This is a genomic window from Lujinxingia vulgaris (assembly GCF_007997015.1).
In the GTDB taxonomy this organism is placed as follows: Bacteria; Myxococcota_A; Bradymonadia; order Bradymonadales; family Bradymonadaceae; genus Lujinxingia; species Lujinxingia vulgaris.
The window spans coordinates 46,194-67,775 of sequence record NZ_VOSM01000005.1 but is presented as its reverse complement, the minus strand read 5'-3'; the positions used below and the strand labels follow the sequence as shown (position 1 = coordinate 67,775).

The following is a 21,582-nucleotide window of genomic DNA, read 5'->3' as shown; positions in this document are numbered from 1 at the left end:
CCGCGCGAGGTCCGTGCGGCATGGGTCGCCCCGTAGAAGGTGGCCCGGGGCTTAAAGGGTTGGACACAGATAAATGCACACCCCGCTCGGCCTCCAACACGCCAGCGGCGGTACACGTGATAAGAAGGTTCCCCATCGAGAGCTCCCAGCGTACACCCGGCACCCATAAAGAGCTGGATCTCGACGAAGGCGGAGCCTTTTTTGTACGCAAAAGAACAGGTTGGATGAGGTAGGGCGCGGTGAACCGCGACCCGCTTATGGCGAGTGAGTTCGCCGAGGCGGGAATTGGACATTTCAGGCAGGCAATTGATGTCACCGTCCTGCGGAACTCAAAGGGCAACCCGAGCGCGTTTTAGCGCTTCTCGGGGCCGATGAGGTCTGCGAGGCGGTGGATCGCTATTCTGGCAGCACTCCAAGGAGAGACGATGGGTCTAACGATCAAGTCGAACTTCCGGGTCCGCAAAGACTACGGTTCGATTAAGAAGATTGTCGACATTCCGAATTTGATCGCAGTGCAGCGGCGCTCCTACGACGATTTCCTTCAGACCGACGTGCCTCACGAAGAGCGCACCGACACCGGTCTGCAGGGCGTCTTCAAAAGCGTCTTCCCGATCAAGGACTTCAACGAGACCTCGACTCTGGAGTTTATCAGCTACAACCTCGAGAAGCCCAAGTACGACATCGACGAGTGCATCGCGCGCGGCATGACCTATGCGGCGCCGGTCAAGGTGGTGATCCGCCTGGTCGTCTGGGATGTGGATGAAGACACCGAGACGCGCAGCATCCGCGACGTCAAAGAGAAAGAGGTCTTCTTCGGCGACATCCCCCTGATGACCGAGAAAGGCACGTTCATCATCAACGGCACCGAGCGGGTTATCGTCAGCCAGCTGCACCGCTCGCCGGGCTCCTTCTTCGATCACGATAAGGGCAAGAGCCACTCCTCGGGTAAGTTCCTCTACTCGGCGCGTGTGATCCCTTACCGCGGCTCCTGGCTCGACTTTGAGTTCGACGCCAAGGACATCGTGCACGTGCGCATCGACCGCAAGCGCAAGATGCCGGCCACCGTGCTGCTGCGCGCGCTGGGCTACTCCACCGAAGAGCTGCTCAACTACTACTACGACACCGAGCAGATCTTTTTGGAGGGGACCAACTTCTTCAAGACGGTCAACCTCGATCTTCTGCCGGGTCAGGTCGCCTCGCGCGACGTGGTCGACGAGGAGGGCAACGTCCTCGTCAAGAAGGGCAAGAAGTTCACGCGTGGCTCCACGCGCCGCATCTCCAAGGCCGGCCTGACGCGTATCCCGATCGCGCTGGAAGAGGTGCTCGGCAAGGTCGCCGCCGAAGATATCTTCGACATGGAGACCGGCGAGATCCTGGTGGAGTGCAACGAAGAGCTCACCGAGGCCAAGCTCGAAGAGCTTTTGACGCGTGGCATTGAGTCGATCAACGTGCTCTTCATCGACAACGTCAACGTCGGCCCCTACCTGCGCAACACGCTGCTGGTGGACAAGATCACCAACGCCGAAGACGCGATCCTCGAGATCTACCAGCGTCTTCGCCCCGGCGATCCCCCCACCCAGGAGCAGGCGCAGAACCTCTTCGACAACCTCTTCTTCAACCCGGAGCGCTACGACCTCTCGGACGTGGGTCGTCTGAAGCTCAACTACAAGTTCCACCGCGAGATCGTGGTGCCGCTTGAGGAGCGCGAGAAGGCGCTGCTGGAGAAGATCGAGTCGGCGTCGAGCAAAAAGGCCCGCGAAGAGGCCGAGGCCGAGCTGGCCGAGGTCACCGAGGAGCTGGATCGTTGGCGCATTCAGACGCTTCGTGAAGAGGATATCCTCGAGACGATGCGCTACCTCATTGAGCTGCGTAACGGCCGCGGGACCGTCGATGACATCGACCACCTCGGTAACCGTCGCGTGCGTACGGTCGGCGAGCTGCTGGAGAACCAGTACCGCATCGGTCTGGTGCGTATGGAGCGCGGCATCAAAGAGCGCATGAGCATCTCGCAGGACATTGAGACGCTGATGCCCGACGACCTGATCAACGCCAAGCCGGTGAGCGCGGTGATCAAGGAGTACTTCGGCTCCAGCCAGCTCTCGCAGTTCATGGACCAGAACAACCCGCTCTCGGAGGTCACGCACAAGCGTCGTCTCTCCGCCCTGGGACCGGGCGGTCTGACCCGCGACCGCGCCGGCTTCGAAGTGCGCGACGTTCACGTTACCCACTACGGCCGAATTTGCCCGATTGAGACGCCGGAAGGTCCGAACATTGGACTTATCGCGTCGCTCTCGACCTACGCACGCATCAACAAGTACGGCTTCGTGGAGACGCCTTACCGCAAGGTGGTCGACGGCAAAGCCACGACCGACGTGCGTTATTACTCGGCGCTTGAGGAAGAGAATAACGTCATCGCTCAGGCCAACGCCGAGCTCAATGACGACGGCAGCTTCGTCAACGACCAGGTCGCTGTGCGTGATGCCGGTGAGCCGACCTTTGTGACGCCGGATCGGGTCACGCTGATGGACGTCTCGCCCAACCAGCTTGTGAGTGTGGGCGCCGGTCTGATTCCTTTCCTGGAAAACGATGACGCCAACCGCGCGCTGATGGGCTCGAACATGCAGCGTCAGGCGGTACCGCTGATGCGCTCGCGCTCTCCGCTGGTCGGTACCGGCATTGAGGGGACCGTGGCGCGCGACTCCGGCATCACCATCGTGGCCAAGCACGCCGGTGTGGTGGAGAGCTGCGGCGCCGACCGCATCGTGGTGCGTCCCGATGACACCGGTGATCAGCTCTTTGTGAAGCCGGACATCTACAACCTGCTCAAGTTCACCCGCTCCAACCAGGGCACCTGCTTTAACCAGCGTCCGCTGGTCGATGTGGGTGACCGCGTTGAGGCTGGCGAGATCCTGGCCGACGGCCCCTCCACCGAGCGTGGGGAGCTGGCCCTGGGGCAGAACTGCGTCGTCGCCTTCATGCCCTGGAACGGGTTCAACTTCGAGGACTCCATCCTGCTCAGCGAGCGCCTGGTCAAAGAAGACTGGTTCACCTCGCTGCACATCGAGGAGTACGAGGCCACTGCGCGTGACACCAAGCTCGGGCCCGAAGAGATCACCCGCGACATCCCCAACGTGGGTGAAGAGGCGCTGGCCGATCTCGATGAGGCCGGCATCATTCGCATCGGCGCGGAAGTGACCGCTGACGACATCCTCGTCGGTAAGATCACGCCCAAGGGTGAGTCGCAGCTCTCGCCGGAAGAGAAGCTGCTTCGCGCGATCTTCGGTGAGAAGGCCGGTGACGTCCGCGACACCTCGCTGCGCATGCCCCCGGGCACCTCGGGTACCGTGATCGGTGCGCAGGTCTTCTACCGCGAAGGCGCTGAGAAGGATGAGCGCACCATCGCGATTGAAGACGCCGAAGAGGCCAAGCTGCTCAAGGATCAGAACGACGAGATCCGCATCCTCCGCGACGCGGCGTATCGCAAGATGCGCGACATCCTCGGCGGCAAGAAGACCCGCAGCGATCTGGTCGACGAGTCGCGCCAGGTGCTGGTTAAGGGTGGCACCAAGCTCACCGAGAAGGTGCTCAACGAAGTTCCGCGCCGCTACTGGGCCGACTTCGACATCGATGAGGATACCTCCTCGAAGCTCATGCAGATCCTGGGCGACGTCGAAGACCAGATCCTCGTCATCCGCACCAACTACGGCGACAAGATCGCCAAGGCGCGTAAGGGCGACGATCTGCCCCCGGGCGTCATCAAGATGGTCAAGGTGTACGTGGCGGTGAAGCGCAAGCTTCAGGTCGGCGATAAGATGGCCGGTCGCCACGGTAACAAGGGTGTTATCAGCCGCATCCTCCCCGAAGAGGACCTCCCCTTCCTGGAAGACGGCACGCCGGTCGACGTGGTGCTCAACCCGCTGGGTGTTCCCAGCCGTATGAACATCGGTCAGATCCTTGAGACGCACCTGGGCTGGGCCGCTCGCGGGTTGGGCGTGCGCATCACCGAGATGCTCGAGGAGATGCAGAAGCCGGAGAACCTGCGCGAGTACCTTCTGAGCGCGTTCAAAGACGAGGAGACTCGCCAGATCATCAACGATGTTGATGACGAGAACTTGCTTGAGTTTGCCCGCTCGATGAAGGGCGGCGTGCACATGGCGACGCCGGTCTTTGACGGGGCGCCGGAGAGCGAGATCCGCGAGATGCTTGAGCTGGCTGACCTAGATATCAGCGGTCAGTCCATCCTCTACGACGGACGCACCGGTGAGGCGTTTGATAGCCCGGTGACCGTCGGCGTGATGTACGTGCTCAAGCTGCACCACCTTGTTGACGATAAGATTCACGCTCGCTCGATCGGGCCCTACAGCCTTGTGACCCAGCAGCCGCTCGGTGGTAAGGCGCAGTTCGGTGGTCAGCGCCTGGGTGAGATGGAGGTCTGGGCCATTGAGGCTTACGGCGCCGCCTACACCCTGCAGGAATTCCTGACGGTGAAGAGCGATGATGTGCAGGGTCGTACGCGCATCTACGAGTCGATCGTCAAGGGTGACTTCTCGCTGGATCCGGGTCTGCCGGAGAGCTTCAACGTGTTGATCAAAGAGCTCCACTCGCTCTGCCTTAACGTCGAGCTTCTCGAAGACGTGGCGTAAGTGCCGAGCGCAGGATCGCCGGGAGCCGATGCTCCCGGCGCTCAACGACGATGATCGTATGTACCTCTTGAGTCCCTGAAGGAGGGTACCTTGAAAGATATCTTCAGCTTCTTCGAAAAGCCCAAAGACCCGTTAAGCTTCAGCGCGATTCGGGTTGGAATCGCCAGCCCGGAGAAGATCCGCGAGTGGAGTCACGGCGAAGTTAAAAAGCCCGAGACGATCAACTACCGCACCTTTAAGCCGGAGCGCGACGGCCTCTTCTGCGCCAAGATCTTCGGCCCGGTCAAAGACTACGAGTGCATCTGCGGCAAGTATAAGCGCATGAAGCACCGCGGGGTGGTCTGTGAGAAGTGTGGTGTGGAGGTGATCCAGTCCAAGGTGCGTCGTGAGCGCCTGGGCCACATCAACCTTGCCACGCCGACGGCGCACATCTGGTTCTTGAAGAGCCTGCCCTCGCGTATCGGCAACCTGCTCGACATCACGCTTAAGGATCTGGAGAAGGTCCTCTACTGCGTGGCGTACATCGTCACCGACCCGGGCTTTACGCCGCTGACCAAGGGTGAGGTGCTCTCCGAGCAGAAGTACATGCAGTACCTCGAAGAGTACGGCGATGTGTTTGAGGCGCGCATGGGCGCCGACGCCATCAAGGATCTTCTGGCCGAGCTCGACATCCTGCGCATCGCCGAAGAGCTGCGCGCGGAGATGAAAGAAGCGACCAGCCAGGCCAAGCGCAAGCGCATTGCCAAGCGCCTCAAAATCGTCGAAGCGGTGCGCGACTCGCAGAACCTTGCGGAGTGGCTGATCCTCGACGTTATCCCGGTGCTTCCGCCCGATCTTCGCCCGCTGGTGCCGCTGGACGGGGGCCGCTTTGCGACCTCCGATCTCAACGACCTGTACCGCCGGGTGATCAACCGCAACAACCGTCTCAAGCGCCTGCTCGACCTGCACGCCCCGGAGATCATCATCCGCAACGAGAAGCGGATGCTCCAGGAAGCGGTCGACGCGCTCTTTGATAACGGTCGCCGCGGCAAGACGATCACCGGTCCGAACAAGCGTCCGCTTAAGTCGCTCTCGGACATGATCAAGGGCAAGCAGGGCCGCTTCCGTCAGAACCTCCTCGGTAAGCGCGTCGACTACTCGGGTCGTTCGGTTATTGTGGCCGGACCGACGCTGAAGCTGCACCAGTGCGGTCTTCCCAAGAAGATGGCGCTCGAGCTCTTTAAGCCCTTTATCTACAACCGTCTCGAAGAGAAGGGTTACGTCACCACGATCAAGAGCGCCAAGAAGATGGTCGAGCAGGAGCGCTCGGAGGTCTGGGACGTGCTCGACGAGGTGATTAAGGAGCACCCGGTGCTGCTTAACCGCGCGCCGACGCTTCACCGTCTGGGCATCCAGGCGTTTGAGCCGGTGCTTATTGAAGGTAAGGCCATTCAGATTCACCCGCTGGTCTGCGTTGCGTACAACGCCGACTTCGACGGTGACCAGATGGCCGTGCACGTGCCCCTCTCGCTCGAAGCGCAGATGGAAGCACGCGTGCTCCTTTTGAGCACCAACAACATCCTCTCGCCGGCCAACGGCGGGCCGATCATCGTGCCGACGCAGGATATCGTCCTGGGTTGCTACTACATGACCAGCGAGCGCCCCTTCGCGCGCGGTTGCTACCGCGAAGATGAGAAGGGCCGCCCGATCGCCGGTCTGTATTCGAACCTCGAAGAAGTTCGCATGGCGCATGATGCCGGTCAGCTCGATCTGCTGGCCAAGATCCGCGTGCGTCACGAGGGTGAGATCGTGGAGACGACCTGTGGTCGTGTGCTCTTCTACGAGATCATCCCCGATGAGCTTCCCTTCTCGCTGGTGAACCGCTCGCTGACCAAGAAGGCTTTGGCCAACGTCGTGGACACCTGCTACCGCCTGGCGGGCAACAAGATGACGGTCCTTGTGGCCGACGCCATCCGTACCATCGGGTACACCTATGCGACGATCGCGGGCATCTCCGTCTCGATCGGCGATATGGAGATCCCGGGTAATAAGTGGACGGTGGTCGACGCGGCGCGCGAAGAGGTCAACGAGATCCAGGCGCAGTACACCGAGGGTCTGATCACCGACGGTGAGCGCTACAACAAGGTCGTCGATATCTGGGCCAACGCCACCGAAGAGGTCGCCAGCCAGATGTCGCAGGAGATCTCGACGCAGAAGTTTGTCGACAAGCTCACCGGGGCCGAAGAAGTCAGCAAGTCGTTCAACCCGGTCTTCATTATGGCGGACAGCGGGGCGCGTGGTTCGGCCCAGCAGATGCGTCAGCTCTCCGGGATGCGCGGTCTTATGGCCAAGCCCTCCGGTGCGATTATTGAGACGCCGATTACGGCGAACTTCCGTGAAGGTCTGACCGTTCTCGAGTACTTCATCTCGACGCACGGTGCCCGTAAGGGTCTGGCCGATACGGCGCTGAAGACGGCGAACTCCGGTTACCTGACCCGTCGTCTGGTCGACGTGGCCAACGACTGCGTGGTCATCGAGTTTGACTGCGGCACGCTCGACGGCATCGACCTGACCGCGCTCTATGAGGGCGGCGAGGTGATCGAGTCGTTGAAGGATCGCCTGCTGGGTCGTGTGGCGCTGGAGCCGGTCTGGGATCATAACGACGAGATGCTCGTCGATGCCAACGACACGATCGAAGAAGACGTGGCCGAGGCGATTGAAGACGCGGGCATCGAGAAGGTGCGCGTGCGCTCCACGCTGACCTGCCAGTCTGAAAACGGCGTGTGTGTGCGTTGCTACGGTCGCGACCTTGCACGCGGTCGCCTGGTCAACGTCGGTGAAGCGGTGGGCACGATCGCCGCGCAGTCGATCGGTGAGCCGGGTACCCAGCTGACGATGCGTACCTTCCACATCGGTGGTATTAGCTCGCTTCGCGTTGAGCAGTCCGCCCACGAGGTGCGTTTCAGCGGTAAGGTCAAGCTGGTCAACGTGCGTCTGGTCGAGCGCGATGAGAACGGCACCAAGGTCAACATCGTGATGACCCGTAACGGGGAGGTCTCGATTGTGGACGATGAGGGCCGTGAGCGTGAGCGCTACCCGCTGGTTTACGGTGCGCGCCTCTACTTCAGCGACGGCGATGCCATCGAGCAGGGCGCGACGCTTGCGGAGTGGGAACCCTTCGCGACGCCGGTTATCACCGATGTGGCCGGTCTGGTGCGTTACGAAGACATCGTCGAAGGCGTCTCCATGGAGGAGCGCGTCGATGCCGATACCGGTCTCTCGCGTAAGGTGATCATTGAGAGCCGCGACTCCAGCGTGCGCCCGAAGATCGTCGTTCGCGAAGATAAGAAGGGCGGCAAGGTCCTCTCGACGCAGTTTTTGACCGCCGGCGCGGCGCTCTTCGTCAACGAAGGGCAGCCTGTGGAGCCGGGTCAGATTCTGGCGAAGGTCCCGCGTGAGACCACCAAGAACAAGGATATTACCGGTGGTCTGCCCCGTGTTGCCGAGCTCTTTGAGGCCCGTAAGCCGAAAGAGCAGGCGATCATCAGCGAGATCGACGGCATTGTCTCCTTCGGTCGCGAGACCAAGGGCAAGCGCACCGTCATCGTCACCCCGGATGTGGGTGAGGAGAAGGCGTACAAGATCCCGAAGAACAAGCACATTACCGTGCTTGAAGGGGACCGCGTGCGTGCCGGTGAGGCGCTGATGGAGGGCTCGGAGAACCCCCACGACATCCTCAAGGTCAAGGGCCGCAAGGATCTGGCAAAATACATCGTCGATGAGATCCAGGAGGTCTACCGACTTCAGGGCGTCGGCATCAACGACAAGCACATCGAAGTTATCGTGCGTCAGATGCTGCGTAAGGTGCGCATCGTGGAAGTTGGCGACAGCGACTTCCTGACCGATGAGCAGGTGGAGCGCTCGGAGTTTGAAGCGGTCAACCGCAAGCTCGTGGAGAAGGGCGGTCGCCCGGCGGTGGGTCAGGATCTCCTGCTGGGGATCACCAAGGCCTCGCTCTCGACCGAGAGCTTCATCTCGGCGTCGAGTTTCCAGGAGACCACCAAGGTGCTCACCGAGGCCTCGCTTGCGAGCAAGGTCGACCACCTGCGCGGCCTGAAAGAGAACGTCATCATGGGTCGCCTGGTTCCGGCCGGTACCGGCGCCACCCAGTACCAGAAGCTTCGCCACAAGGTGGATTCGCCTGAGGAGCTTCCGGAAGACATTCGCCGTCGCTTCGGTACGCTGGACGAAGAGATGGCCGCCGGGGAGTGATCGCTCCCTGAGCTGCACGGCCCGGGCGTAGAGCCCGGGTGCTGAGAGCCTGACGCGCCGGCGGCGGACCTTGAGAGTGAGGGCCGCCGCCGGCGTTTTTTGTTCATGGCGGGGGCTGCAGGAAGGAAGGGGTGAGCCGCCCGCTTTGTTGATGTGTTTGAGGGAGCGGGGCGTCGGGCGCGTGTGGCCGGTTGATGCTGGCGAGAAGATCCGTAGTTTTGAAGGGGGCTGTGCCTTGAGGCAGGGGCCGAATGAAGCTGAGGAGCGACGATGAGCGATAAAGATCACGAGTTGAACGACGATGAATACGCCGCGTTGCTGCGCGACCTGGAGGGGCGTGCGTCTTCGGGAGGCGGTGGGGGCGAAAAGGCGCCGGCGGCCGATGCCGGTGATGGGGGCGATGAGGATCTGGAGGCGTTTCTGGCCTCGCTGGAAGACGATGCGGAGTCGCGGGCCACGGCGAAGGTGAAGACGGCGACGGCCGAGCGGGCCGAAGATCCTTTTGCGGCGGAGTTTGAGAAGCTGGCCAAAGAGAGCGATCTGGTGCTGGCCGATGAGCCCGAAGATGCCGGCGCGGCGAAGGGTAAGGACGGCAAAGAGAAGTTGAGCTGGAAGGAGCGTCGCGAGCAGAAGCGCCAGGAGAAGGAAGCAGCGCGCGCCGAAGCGGCGGCGGCCAAAGAGGCCGAGCGTCAGGCCGCTCAGGATGCGAAGGCCGCCGAGAAGCAGGCCAAAGCCGAAGCGAAGATGAAGGCCGAGGGCGGGCGTAGTTTCGGGCAGCGGGCCGCCCGGGGGGTGGGGCGAGTGGCGTTGTGGTACGGGCCGGCGATGATCTTCTGGTGGGTGCTCGGGGCTTTTCTGGCCGCGTGGATCTCGGCCGGGTGGTTGATCGCGGCAGTGGTCACGATGTTTGTGTTCGGGATTCCGGCGATCTTGAAGAAGTTGGTGCAGCGCGGGGCGTATCGGCACTGGGTGCTGGGGATCTCGATTCTGGGTGTGGCGGGTCTTGTCGCGCCGATGCCCAATCTGGCGGGTGAGACGCTCTCGCATTACGGCTACTGGCCTTCGGCGGCGGTGGCGGAGGTCAGCGGTCAGCCGGTCGATAGCGGGCTTGTGCGGGCGCACGCCGGCGTCTCGGAGTTTGTGGGCGGGCTTTTGACCTCGGGAGAGGTGGAGTGGCAGGCGCGGCGTCTGGGCACGGATCTTCCGCTGGGGACTTCGGCGCCGGCGGTGGATATGCCTGCGGGTGATGCTCCGGCCGGTGATATTCCTGCGGGTGATGCTCCGGCCGGTGAGACTCCCGGCGGCGAAGATCCAGGCGCACCGTAACTAACGAGGGTTTTTTGAACGAAAAAAGCGCCGGGAGTGATCCCGGCGCTCTTTTTTTGATGGTTGTGACGAAGCTCAGTCTTCGAAGAGGGCGTCGAAGGTGGTGAGCGTTGTGTGGTCGTGGTCCGGAAGCGGAGCGTTGCCGGGGCGCAGCGCGACGCGGGTTTTCATGCCGGCGTCGGCCGCGGCGATGGCTTCATCGAGGTTGTCGGTGACAAAGACCACGTCTTCGGGGGCCTGGTGGATGAGGTGGGCGATGTCCAGGTAGCTCTGCGCGTTCTTTTTGGGGCCGGTGGTGGTGTCGAAGTATCCGGCGAGTTGGGGGCGAAGGTCGCCTTCTTCGGTGTGGCCGAAGAGGAGTTTCTGGGCGGCGATGCTGCCCGAAGAGTAGATGTAGGCGGGGATTTCGAGCTCTTGCCAGCGGCGAAGGGCGTTGAAGACATCCGGGTAGACCGAGGCCACAAGCGTGCCGGCGGCGTAGCCGTCTTTCCAGATCTTGCCCTGGAGGGATTTGAGGGCGGTGGTCTTGCGGTCGGCGTCCATCTGCCAGTGGATGTTGGCGACGGCGGCCTCAACCAGTGCGTCTGCGGCGGCGTCGGTGGGGATCTGCGGGGCGGTGGGGAAGTCGCCGGCGGCGTCTTCCTGGGCCTGCTCGCGCAAGAGCTCAAGGTCGCGCTGAACCTCGGGGTTTTCGAGGTTATTTTTCAAAAACTCGGCGACGCGCTCACGGGCGTAGGGGAAGAGGACGTCGTAGACGAAGGTCACCGGGGTGGTGGTGCCTTCGATGTCGAGGAGGACGGCGCGGTAGGGGAGCTGGGTCATGGGATCTTCCAACGTGGTATGTTCGATGATTAAACAGATCGGATTTTGCAGATCAGGGGGCCGACGCTTCGGATTCAGCGTGGGCGGTGTCGGGGCATTGCAATGAGGTGTCGGCGCTGCGCGCGGCCATCGTCTTAAAGGTTGCCAGATCGCCGCGGGCGCAGGCCTCGCGGGCGATTTCGGCGGGGGGGCGCGCCTCATCGGAGGTGGTGTAGGGCTGCCCGCCGTTGACAAAACAGGCGGTGAGCAGGGCGCTGGCGAGCGCGAGCAGGCTGCTGAAACGACGTGGGGTTGCAGGGCGCATCGGGGGTTCCCGTCAAAAAAAGGAGCGCGCGCTCGGGGGCGCGGAGAGGGGAGAATTCCACAGGGCGCGGGCTTTGTCATCAGCTTCGGGCTGGGCAGGCTGGATGTGATGCGCATCTTTAGAAGAGTGGCGAGTTGGCGGGGACGTGGCCCGGGAGTCAGCGATGGGACAACTTTTCGCGTACGTTTGCAGTGACGACAGCCTCAGTGGCGAGCTGATGGCGGGGTGTGAAACGGTGCTCGGGCAGATTGCGCCCGAGGAGCGCGCCGGGCTGGGGCTTGCCTGGGCGCAGGGAGGGCGCACGCTGGTGCGCAAGCAGCCCGGGAAGCGCGCGGCCGGGGTGGAGATGGGCGCGCTGCTCTCAGATGTGCCCAGCCGCGCGGTGGTGGCGCATGTGCGGGCGCGGGTTGAGGGGCGACTTCCGGCAAGCTCCCTGCAGCCCTTTCGGGCCGGCCCCTGGGTGTGGGTGCAGGAGGGTTTTGGGCCGGATGAGGAGGGGGCGTACGCGGCGTTGCGCGAGCGGGTGCCCGAGCATCTTCGCCAGCGGCTGGGAGGTAGGGCGTTGGCGGAGGTGATGTTTTTATCGGCCTACGCCGAGATGGAGCGCGCCTGGAAGCGAAGCTCGGAGCGGGAGCGCTGGCGGGAGGCGGCCCGGGCGATGGCCCTGGCGCTGACGGGCGCGCGCCGGGTGTTGCGCGCGCGAGAAGATGGTGAGGGGGAAGAGGGTAAGCGAGCCCGCGGGCAGGGTGCGGCGGTGGCGGTGCGCGACCGGGGGTTGATCGCGCTGGCGCTCGAAGAGCCGCTGTATATCAAGGTGGTCGAGGGGTTGGAGGCGCCCGAAGATCGGCGCGCGCGCGAGCGGGTGGAGCGTGTGGCGAGGGAGCGATTTCGGGCGGTGCTTGTGACCAGCGCGCAGGCCCCGGAGCTGGCCTCCGGGGTGGGGGCGGGCTGGGAGGAGGTGGAGCCCGGTCAGGCGCTCTGGGTCGATGAGAGCTGGGAGGTGGGTCGCGCCCCCATGTCGGCGTTGCTCAAGGGTGGGGGCTAAGGGGGCGCGGGGAGGTTGTTTGTTTGGATGTGGCCAAAATGCCTTTTGAATCAAAGGGTTAGAATCGCCCGTTGAAGCGCAATCCGGCAAAGCCCCGGCCGATGGCCGGGCCCACATTGAGGCTGACGGGGTCGGCTTCTTCGGCTTCGCCGGCGAGTAGAGGCCAGGTTAAGAGCACGGCGCCGGCGGCCATGGCGGTGGTGCCCAGGACGGTGAAGGTCACGCCCATGGGCGCGGTGTTGTAGAGGGTGGGGCAGCGCGAATAGGCCGTTCCCTCCTCGCAGGTCGGCTCGCCGTCCTGCGCGATGAGCAGGATGCCGGCCACGGTGAAGAGGGCGCCGGCGCCGACGCCGGCCCAGCCGTAGGCCAGGCGCTTGTCTTCGATGTGGTCGACGAAGCCGTCGCCGCGGGTGACCACCATGCGCTGGGGGGCGGGGGCGCCGCTCAAGTGCACGCGCAGCATGATGAGCTCGGGGGAGGACTCGCTGACGATGATCGTCTCGCGCAGGTCGCGGTGGGTCTCCGAGGCGAAGCGAAGCTCCTGCTGGCCGGGCTCAACCTCCAGGGTGACTTCGCCCTGGCCGACCTCTTCATCGTTGAGGAGGATGCGGGTGTCGGCGGGCACCACGCTGATGCGCAGGCGTTTCTGGCCGGGCGCGGCCGCCGGGGCGGAGCCGGTGTCGAGGGCTTCGGCGCGGGGCGGGGCGCCGCGATCATTGAGGTCGAGGGTGGCCAGGTTAGCGATGATGGCGGTGCGCACCTGGTTGACGACCTCGGCGCGGCCGCAGAGCTCGCAGACGCCGCGATCTTCGACGAGGGCTGTGCCCTCCTGAAGCTCAAAGATCTCGAGCGACCAGTCGTAGATCTGGCCCTCTTCGCGCACGATCAGTCGCAGGCCGGCCTGGGCGCCGGTGGCCTCTCCGGCGCGGATGAGGCAGTCGGCGGTGAAGCAGTCGCGCACCACCGGGTTGAGCTGGGAGCGCACGCGATCGGCGGGGATGTAGCTGTAGAGGGAGTTCTGGTCAAAAGCGTCCAGGATGCCCTCGTTGAGGGCCTCGCGCAGCGGGGCGTCGACGGTGGGGCCGTAGTCGGTTTTGAGGCCGGCGACGACCTGGGCGTGGGCGGTGGAGCCCGCGCTTAAGGTCAGCGCAGTGGCGAGCGTTGCGGCGATGGCCAGCAGGTAGGAGCGAAGGTGTGCCATAGCTTAACCGTGGGGTGTGGCGAAGGAGTCGATGATGTCGACGTGTTCGCAGCGCTCGGCGACGGACTGGCCGAAGAAGCGCGAGGCGGTCTCGACAAAGCCTTCGGGAAGATCGGTGAGCAGGAAGCGGTGGGAGCCCGGGTCGGTCGAAGGGGTGTGCAAAGAGAGGGCAGCCAGGGTCTCTCGGAGCGCGGTGGCGGTGGCCGAGGCGCTGTCGAGAAGTTCAAGCGGGCGGCGCATCACCTCGGCGGCGACCGAGGCGATGGCGTCGTGCAAGAGGGGGTAGTGGGTGCAGCCCAGGATCATGGTGTCGACCGGGGTGGATGCCAGAGGTTCGAGGTAGTGGCGAAGCACCTGCTCGACGACCGGACCCTCGGTCCAGCCCTCCTCGGCCAGGGGCACAAGGAGCGGGCAGGCAATGGGGTGGACGTGGGCGTCGGGCCGAAGATTCATCAGGGCGCGGGTGTAGCTGTTGCTGCGCACGGTGGCGCGGGTGCCGATCATGGCGATGTGGCCACCGGCGGAGCGGCGCGCGGCCAGGGTGGCGACCGGGTCGACCACACCGAAGACGGGGATCTCCAGGGCGTCCTGGAGGGCCGGCAGGGCGTAGGCGGTGGCGGTGTTGCAGGCCACGACCAGGGCCTTGATGTTGTGGCCGACGAGCTGGCGGGCGGCGTTGAGCGCGTAGCGGCGGATGGTCTCGGCGCCGCGGTTTCCGTAAGGGACACGCGCGGTGTCTCCCAGGTAGAGGAGATCTTCGTGAGGCAGCGCCTCGACCAGCGCGCGCATGACGGTGAGTCCGCCGACGCCGCTGTCGAAGACGCCGATGGGGCGTTGGGCCTGTGGGTTCATGGGTGGGTTCCGATCTTAAGTGGTCCGCAAAAGGCGACACGTCTCGGGGCGCACGATAAGCGGGCAGCGGGCAGCTGACCAGCTTTTTCGGGGGAGGGATGTGGCGCGTGCCCGGTGAGCTCGGGCAAACACGGGGTGGAGGTCGGGCGTGGAAGCGCGTGGGGGTTGATGGAGGCGATCGGGCGGGCTAGGTTCAGTGCCCTGCAGAATGGATGGTGCGACGAGGCGGTGTGTCGGGCGATGTTGGCAGATGGCCCGGCCCGGCGCTCCGCGATGAACGCTACACCAGGAGTACCTGTGAGCGATGACGCGACGACCCGAAGTGAGCCCGGTGGCTTGAAGACAAAGTTGGTGATGCTGGTGTTGGGCCCGATCTTGATGGGGCTCTCGGTGCTGGTGGCCCTCTCGAGCTTCTCGGAGCTGGAGACCGCCCGGGCGATCGATCGGATGGTGGAGCAGCGCCTGGGTGGCGCGCTTGAAGGCCCGGCCAGGCTCACTGGCGAGGTGGTGGCTGCGGGCGACGTGTTCTCGGCGACCGGCTATGAGGGGCGCTGTGTGTACCATCGCACCGACACCTTTGAGCGTCGCGGACGCGGCAAGAAGAACGAGTGGCGTCGCACCGGCTCCGAGGTGCAAAAGGCGAACTTCACGCTGCGCGATGCGACCGGTGAGTTGAAGGTCGTGGCCAGCGATGCGCCGCAGTACGTTGTGCCCAAAGTGTATGAGGAGCAGCGGGGCAACAATCGCGTCGAGGAGTTCTGCCTGGAGGTGGGCGATGAGGCGCTGATCGAGGGCGTGGTCAAGCGCTCCGGGAGTGCGTTGCAGGTGGTCTTTGAGGCTGGCGAAGAGCTGCCGCTGCGGGTGGTTGCCGGCGGTGCCGAGGCTGCGCGCGAGCTGGCTTCGGGCGGAAGTTTTGCGCTGCTGCTGGTGAGTCTGCTGCTGCTTGTGCTGGGGCTGTGGAGCCTCTTCAACGGCATCGGGCTGGTCTCAGTGGGCGGCTTTATGGTGGTGCTCACTCTCGGGGTGCTGGTCTCGCTGCTGGGCTTTGGCGCGCGGCTGACCGTGGGTGAGCTGGAGGCCAACGCCGCGCAGGTGGCGCGGGCGAAGCAGTCGGCGGAGACCTCAATCCGCAAAATGATGGGGAGCTCGGCCCGGGGCTGGGAGGCTAACTGGGAGGAGCCCTGGAACCTGAGCGCGGGGCCTTTTGAGGGGCTCAGCCGCGGGGAGCGCGCCCGGGTGGAGTTGATGCGCGTCAATGTGAGCTCGGCGGTCGATGAGGCGCGGCTTTTTCAGCGCCGGCCGCCGGAGCTCTTTTTCTCGATGGCCCTGGGCTACCCCTGGTTTGAGGAGGTCGCGCTCAGTGAGGCTGAAGAGGCGCTGAAGCCCGAGGTGGAGCGGGGCTGGCGCCGCGGGCTGGGTCTGGGGGCGGGGCTTGGCGGCGGGGCGTTGATGACGCTTTTGATGCTGGTCTTCAGCTACGCCGGGTTGCGGGAGCTTAAGAGGTTGCGGATCTCGCGCAACCTGCCCACGCCACCGGTTGCCGGGGTGAGCTATGGCCCCACCGAGGTGAAAGGGCGTGTGGCGCTGCATCCGGAGTACGGCCCGCTGGAGTCGCCGGTGGAGAAGCGCCCCTGTGTGGCCTGGGCCATCGGCGGGGAGACCTACGACAGCGCGATTGACCATAAGGGCAAGATCAAAAAGGGCTTTGATCGGAAGACCTACGAGGCGGTGCCTTTCTACTGCGTTGATGAGAGCGGCAAGGTGCTCGTGGAGGTGCACGGCGCCGAGATCCTCTCGGACCATGTGGAGACGCGTAAGCAGGGTAAGGAAGAGACGCACTACCACCGGATTGATGAGGGTGATGAGGTTTATGTGCTGGGCACGGCGACCATCGACCCTGAGACGCATACCTCGCTGCAAGTGACACGGGGGGAGAAGGATGTGCCCTACATTATCAGCACCTGGAGTGAGCGGCGGGTGCAGCGCTCGAAGTTCCGGCGGGCGACGGCCTTTGTGGCCGTGGGGCTTGTGGCGTTGATGGGCATGGCGCTCAGTGCGCTGGGGCTCATCACGATCTTCTCGCCACTGATGCTGGTGGGGGTGGCCACGGCGGTGTTTGCCTGGGCGCTGATTTTGCCGGTGATCTTTTTGTACAACGATCTGATCTTTATGCGTCTGCGCGCCGACCGGGCCTGGGCCAATATCGAGGTGTCGCTCAAGAAGCGTTTTGACCTGATCTCGAAGCTCGAAGAGGTCGTGCGCGGCCATATGGAGCATGAGCGCGGGCTGCTCGAAGCGGTCACCTCGGCGCGGGCGCGGCGCGAGAAGCTGGGCAAGAGCCGCGAGGGGCTGGAGGCGGTCGCCGAGGAAGAAGAGGTGCTCTCGCAGCGGGTGATGGGGCTTGTGGAGGCCTACCCCGAGCTTAAGAGCCAGGAGCTCGTCGATCAGCTCAGCCAGAGCCTCAAAGACGTGGAGAATGAGCTGGGGCTGATGCGTCAGGGCTATAACGACGCGGTGACGTTCTACAACACGCGTCGGGAGACCTTTCCGCAGAAGGTGGTGGCCGGGCCGCTGGGCTTTGAGCCGCGCCTGTTGTGGGAGGGGCGCGAAGTGCCGGGCTCCGGGAGTGAGGCGTCTCTCTGAGATGTGCCCGGGTTGCGGGTGAGCCCATCGCGGGTGAACACATCGCGGGTGAGCCGGGCGCGTGGTGGTTTTCAGCGCCCGGGGCCTGTGTTAATTTTCCGGAGTCAACCTTTGCCGCGCCCGCTGTGGCGGCGCCCTTACTGAGGTCGGAGTCCTGCATGCTGATTGGTTATAACAACGACGTGGAGCACCGCGGGAAGACGTTCCACATTCAGACCGAAGATCGCGGGGCGAGCACCGATACGATTGAGACGCAGCTCTTTCATGGGGGCGCGATCCTCGATACGCGTATCACCAATTACACCGAGCTAGTGGAGGGGTTGAGCGGGAAGACGCGCGACAAGAAGATCAAGAGCGCGATGCAGGCCAGCCACCGCACCCTCTACAAGAAGCTGCTCTCGGGCGAATACGACCATATGGTGGGGCTGGAGCCTCTCGAAGACGCCGGTGAAGAGGATGTGGAGGCGAAGACCGAGGTCTTCAACCCCTCCCAGGAGCGTGTGCCGGCGGCGGCCCTTGCGGTGGAGGAGGGCGAGGTCGAGGCGCTGGAGGAGCTGGGCGGGGAGAGCCATGTGGGGCTCTCGCAGCTCAAAGACAAGCTGGCCAACCTCAAGGAGGCCAGCACGGCGGTGGCCGATGAGGGCGAGGTCTCCGAGATTCTGGAGCAGGCCGAGGTGGTGAGCTCGCCGGCCGCCGAGAAGCCTCAGCCGAAGCGTGGGCGTGAGCTCTCGGGGCGTTTTAACGTCAGCGAGCTCAAGGCGGGGCTTGCCCGGGCGCGCGGTGCGGAGCTTCCCTCCACGGGGGTGAAAGCCTATGACGGGCTCGATCCGATCGATGAAGACCTCTCGCTGACCGAGCTTGTGGAGGCGTTCATCGGGGGATGATCGCGGGCTGACGCGCGGCATCGTCGGGTGAATCCCGGGGAAAGACTCAAGAAATGATCGCATTGTATGACGTGAGGGTTCCCACCGGTGGTGAGGGGCGCGGTGGCGCGCGCGCGCTGAGCTGGCGTGTGGAGCGAGGGCAGTGGGCCGAGGTTGTGGGCGGGGCGGGCAGCGGCAAGAGCGCGCTGTTTGAGGTGATCACGTTGATGAGCCAGCCCTCTTCGGGGCGGCTTGTGGTGGCCGGGCGCAACCTGGAGCGGGTGGGGCGCGCAGGCTTGAGTGCGGTGCGGCGCGAGATCGGCGGGTGTGCGCAGTGGCCTGCTGTGTTGGCCGGGCGTACGGTGGTGGAACATGCGGTGTTGCCGATGGTCGCGCGTGGTGGGGCGGCCGGCGCCCTGGCGGCCGCCGAGGCGGTGCTGGAGGGGTTGGGGATCGCACATCTTCGCGACGTGCCGGGCGCGGAACTCAGCGCCCAGGAGCGCATGCTGGTGGGCGTGATGATGGCCACGGTGGGCGACCCGAAGCTCGTGGTGATCGACGCGGTGCATGAGGCGATGGAGGCGGCCTGGCGGGGGCGTGTGCTCTCCTGGTTGTGGCAGCTCAAAGAGCGGGGAAGCGCGGTGGTGGTGCTGGGGCGTCGCCCCACGAGCCGCTCGTCGAGCGGGGAGGTGCTGCGCCTGGATGCGGTGGCGCCGGAGGCGGCGCTATGCTGAGAAGTCCGCTTGTGGCGCTGAGCAAACGGCGCACCTGGACGGCGTGTGTGCTCCTGGGCCTGGCCGCCATTTTGAGCCTGGGCGGGGTGCTCGCGCTGGGGAGTTGGCAGCTGGAGCGCGCCCAACAGAGCGCCGCGACGCAGTACTGGCCGGCGATCTATGTGGAGGGGCAGCCGGAGAGCGCACAGCTCGACGCGCTCATCGCCGAGGTGGAGGGCTGGTCGCGAGTCGCTCAGGTGCATCGGCGTTCTCCTGACGAGAATATGGAGCTTTTGCGCGAGCGGCTGGGCGATGAGGACGTTCGCCAGATGGGGCTTGATGCTTCACTTTTGCCGGTAGTGCTGGAGGTGGAGCCTTCGGCGCTGGGGCAGAGCAGTGAGGCGCTGGCGGCCCAGGTCGCCGCGCTGGAGGTTCGCGATGAGGTTGTGGCCGTGGATCTGCCTGAGTCGCAGGCGTTGGAGGCGATGGCCGCCTGGCGAGCGATCCGCGTTGGCGTGTGGGTGGGGTGGGCGCTGGCGCTGTTGGGCGCGCTGATGGGCCTGGGCGGCCTGTTGTGGCGACTTCGTGAAGAAGAGCGCGCCGAGCAGGCGATGCTGGAGCAGTTCGGAGCCTCGCGCGTGGCGCTCGGCCGCGCCACGCTTGTGCGCGGGCTTGTGCTGGGCGCGGCGGCCGGCGCCCTGGCAGCCCCGGCCACGCTGCTTACGCTGAGCGCGCTCAGCGCCGCGCTGCAACCCCTGCTCGTCGATGCGACGCTGAGCGCGGCGGCGGCCGTCCCGGTGATGGTCGCCCAGATCTGCGGCGGCGCGCTTCTGGGCGCGTTGCTCGGGTGGGCGTTGCGCCGTCCTCGCCAGGCCGACCGCGCCGAAGGCGCGCTGCGCCCCCTGCTGGACTGGAGGCTGCCATGACGACACGTCGCTTTTCTGTACGTCTGCTGACGGGCGCTGCGCTCGTTGCGCTCCTGGTGGCTTCGACCGCTGGCGCCTCGTCGCCGGTGGTCGGGGCGTCGGCGGGTTGGCTGCAGGGCCTCGACGCGCGCGAGCGCGAGGCGATCGCGCTCGATGAAGAGCTGGAGCGCCAGCAGGCGCAGGCCCGCGCGCTCGACGCCAGCGGCGATCTGGTGATGGCCGATGAGCACGCGGTGTGGCGGGCCACCCGGGGGATGCGGCGCGATATCAGCGCCCGCCAGGCCGCATGGGACGGGGCTTCGCGCAAGGTCGCCCGTCAGGCAGTGTGGCAGACGCCGGCGCGCGCCGACCGTTTTAAACGCCTGCTGGAGCTGAGTGAGCCGGCGGCGATGGCCACCCTTAAAGACGAGCTCGATACGCTCGGGGAGCTGGCCCGCGGGGTGGAGCGCGGCGCGGAGCTTTTGACCTGGCGCACCCGACTCGATGTGGCGATTGCCGAACAGCAGGCGTTGATCGCCGCGCGAAAGCGCGAGCGTTCCCTGTGGATTGAGCGCGCGCTTCATCAGGGCGGCGGCGAGCTCAACCTGGCCTACGTGCAGGCGGCGCAGGCCCTGGAGGACGCCGGCGATACGATGCCCGAGAACCCTTCGACGGCGGACTTTCATCGCAAAAAGGGCGCGCTGGTGCCGCCGGTGAGCGCGCCGGTGACGCACCCCTTCGGGCCGCGAAAGCTCAAGGGCACCCAGAGCACGGTGCGCCACACCGGCCTGACCTACGAGGTGGAGGTGGGCACCGATGTACGCCCGGTCTCGGAAGGGCTGGTGGTCTTTGCCGAGCGTTTTGTGGGATACGGGCTGCTGGTGATGGTCGATCATGGCGGCGGCTACCACTCGCTCTACGCCCACCTGGAGCGCATCGAGGTGGAGGTTGGCCAGCGCGTAGGGCGGGCCGACGTGCTGGGCACCTCCGGTGAGAGCGGCAGGCTGGATGGGCCGGGGCTGTATTTTGAGTTGCGCGAGCGCGGGCGCCCCGTCGATCCCTCGCCATGGTTTGTGACCCGCTGACGAGCTGGCGGGCGTTGCTCGGGCGTTTGACCCCGAGGAGCGCCCCGTATATCGCCGCGACGTGCCCCTGGTGCTGCGGCCATTGAGGTTGAGATGTTGGAAGGAAAACGCGTCGCCGTGGTGGTGCCGGCTTATTGCGAAGAGACGATCTTGCCGCGCACTCTGGCGGGGCTCCCTGGCTTTATCGACCACGCGATCGTGGTCGATGACGGCTCCCCGGACCGCACTTTTGAGGTGGCCGCGGCGCTGGCCCGGGTTGAGGCCCGGGTGGACGTGGTGCGCCTGGGCTTTAACCAGGGGGTGGGGCGCGCGATTGTGCGGGGCTATGAGCGCGCGCTGCAGCTGGGGGCGGACGTGGTCGTGGTGATGGCCGCCGACGATCAGATGGACCCGGCGGACTTGCCGGCGGTGCTCTCGCCTGTGCTGGAGGGGCGGGCCGACTATGTGAAGGGAAACCGCCTGCGCCACCCCGAGATCGCGAAAATGCCGCCCCTGCGTCGCGCGGGGACTGCCGTGCTGGCACGGCTGACCAGCCTGGTCAGCGGACTCGAGGGCCTGGAGGATACGCAGTGTGGCTACACGGCCATCAGCCGTCAGATGCTCAAGGCGCTGCCGCTCGGCGAGCTGTACCCGCGTTACGGCTACCCCAACGACATGCTGATTCGACTGGCCGAGCGAGGTGCCCGGGTAATTCAGCCGGTGGTGCGGCCGGTTTACGCCGATGAAGTCTCCGGGCTGAAGATATCGAAGGTGATCGTGCCGATCAGCGGCATTCTCTTGCGGGGAGCGATGCGGCGCGTGCGTCGCCTCTCGATCGCCGATGCGCCGCGCGGAGAGGTTGTGACGCTGCGCCCCGACGTCGGTGCTTCTACCGCCGCGGGGGCTGAGACGGGGCGTTGGGATGACGTGGCCGCGGCGGCCGAGTAAGC

At 65.0% G+C, this 21,582-nt stretch carries 13 protein-coding genes and 1 pseudogene; 10 read left to right on the top strand and 4 right to left on the bottom strand.

Features of this window, described 5'->3' with window-relative positions:
- Positions 1–425 precede the first annotated feature (425 nt).
- From rpoB to FRC98_RS11705, 3 genes and pseudogenes are all read left to right on the top strand, one after another.
- Positions 426–4,643: a DNA-directed RNA polymerase subunit beta gene (rpoB, locus tag FRC98_RS11715; protein ID WP_146981621.1), complete on the top strand. Its 4,218-nt coding sequence runs from the start codon at positions 426–428 to the stop codon at positions 4,641–4,643.
- A 90-nt stretch (positions 4,644–4,733) separates the two neighbouring features.
- Positions 4,734–8,834 (top strand): annotated as a pseudogene (rpoC, locus tag FRC98_RS11710) (DNA-directed RNA polymerase subunit beta'); the annotation flags it as partial.
- A gap of 330 nt (positions 8,835–9,164) precedes the next feature.
- Entirely contained in the window at positions 9,165–10,220 is a 1,056-nt protein-coding gene (locus FRC98_RS11705; protein ID WP_146981618.1) for a hypothetical protein, read from the top strand.
- A gap of 75 nt (positions 10,221–10,295) precedes the next feature.
- Here FRC98_RS11705 and mtnC read toward each other — a convergent pair whose 3' ends face one another.
- Together mtnC and FRC98_RS11695 are read right to left on the bottom strand one after the other, a co-directional pair.
- Complete coding sequence (gene mtnC / locus FRC98_RS11700) at positions 10,296–11,042, bottom strand: acireductone synthase (RefSeq protein ID WP_146981617.1); 747 nt, start codon at positions 11,040–11,042, stop codon at positions 10,296–10,298.
- 52 nt (positions 11,043–11,094) lie between these two features.
- Positions 11,095–11,346: a hypothetical protein gene (locus FRC98_RS11695; protein ID WP_146981615.1), complete on the bottom strand. Its 252-nt coding sequence runs from the start codon at positions 11,344–11,346 to the stop codon at positions 11,095–11,097.
- Between the two features lie 163 nt (positions 11,347–11,509).
- Here FRC98_RS11695 and FRC98_RS11690 point away from each other — a divergent pair, with 163 nt between their 5' ends.
- A complete protein-coding gene (locus FRC98_RS11690; protein WP_146981613.1) occupies positions 11,510–12,391 on the top strand; it encodes a class II glutamine amidotransferase domain-containing protein in 882 nt (293 codons plus the stop codon).
- 58 nt (positions 12,392–12,449) lie between these two features.
- Here FRC98_RS11690 and FRC98_RS11685 read toward each other — a convergent pair whose 3' ends face one another.
- Entirely contained in the window at positions 12,450–13,592 is a 1,143-nt protein-coding gene (locus FRC98_RS11685; RefSeq protein WP_146981612.1) for a PEGA domain-containing protein, read from the bottom strand.
- A gap of 3 nt (positions 13,593–13,595) precedes the next feature.
- On the bottom strand, positions 13,596–14,444 hold the full coding sequence (murI, locus tag FRC98_RS11680; protein ID WP_146981610.1) for a glutamate racemase: 849 nt from the start codon (positions 14,442–14,444) through the stop codon (positions 13,596–13,598).
- A gap of 297 nt (positions 14,445–14,741) precedes the next feature.
- Here murI and FRC98_RS11675 point away from each other — a divergent pair, with 297 nt between their 5' ends.
- From FRC98_RS11675 to FRC98_RS11650, 6 genes are all read left to right on the top strand, one after another.
- Positions 14,742–17,087, top strand: coding sequence for a LemA family protein (locus FRC98_RS11675; protein ID WP_146981608.1), 2,346 nt, complete (start codon positions 14,742–14,744; stop codon positions 17,085–17,087).
- Positions 17,088–17,245: 158 nt separating this feature from the next.
- Entirely contained in the window at positions 17,246–17,971 is a 726-nt protein-coding gene (locus FRC98_RS11670; protein WP_146981606.1) for a RomY N-terminal domain-containing regulatory protein, read from the top strand.
- Between the two features lie 53 nt (positions 17,972–18,024).
- On the top strand, positions 18,025–18,684 hold the full coding sequence (locus tag FRC98_RS11665; RefSeq protein WP_146981605.1) for an ATP-binding cassette domain-containing protein: 660 nt from the start codon (positions 18,025–18,027) through the stop codon (positions 18,682–18,684).
- Positions 18,678–19,589: a permease-like cell division protein FtsX gene (locus tag FRC98_RS11660; RefSeq protein ID WP_146981603.1), complete on the top strand. Its 912-nt coding sequence runs from the start codon at positions 18,678–18,680 to the stop codon at positions 19,587–19,589. Before FRC98_RS11665 ends, FRC98_RS11660 begins: the two co-directional genes overlap by 7 nt.
- Positions 19,586–20,653, top strand: coding sequence for a murein hydrolase activator EnvC family protein (locus tag FRC98_RS11655; protein WP_146981601.1), 1,068 nt, complete (start codon positions 19,586–19,588; stop codon positions 20,651–20,653). Before FRC98_RS11660 ends, FRC98_RS11655 begins: the two co-directional genes overlap by 4 nt.
- 93 nt (positions 20,654–20,746) lie before the next feature.
- Positions 20,747–21,580: a glycosyltransferase family 2 protein gene (locus FRC98_RS11650; RefSeq protein WP_146981600.1), complete on the top strand. Its 834-nt coding sequence runs from the start codon at positions 20,747–20,749 to the stop codon at positions 21,578–21,580.
- Positions 21,581–21,582 lie beyond the last annotated feature (2 nt).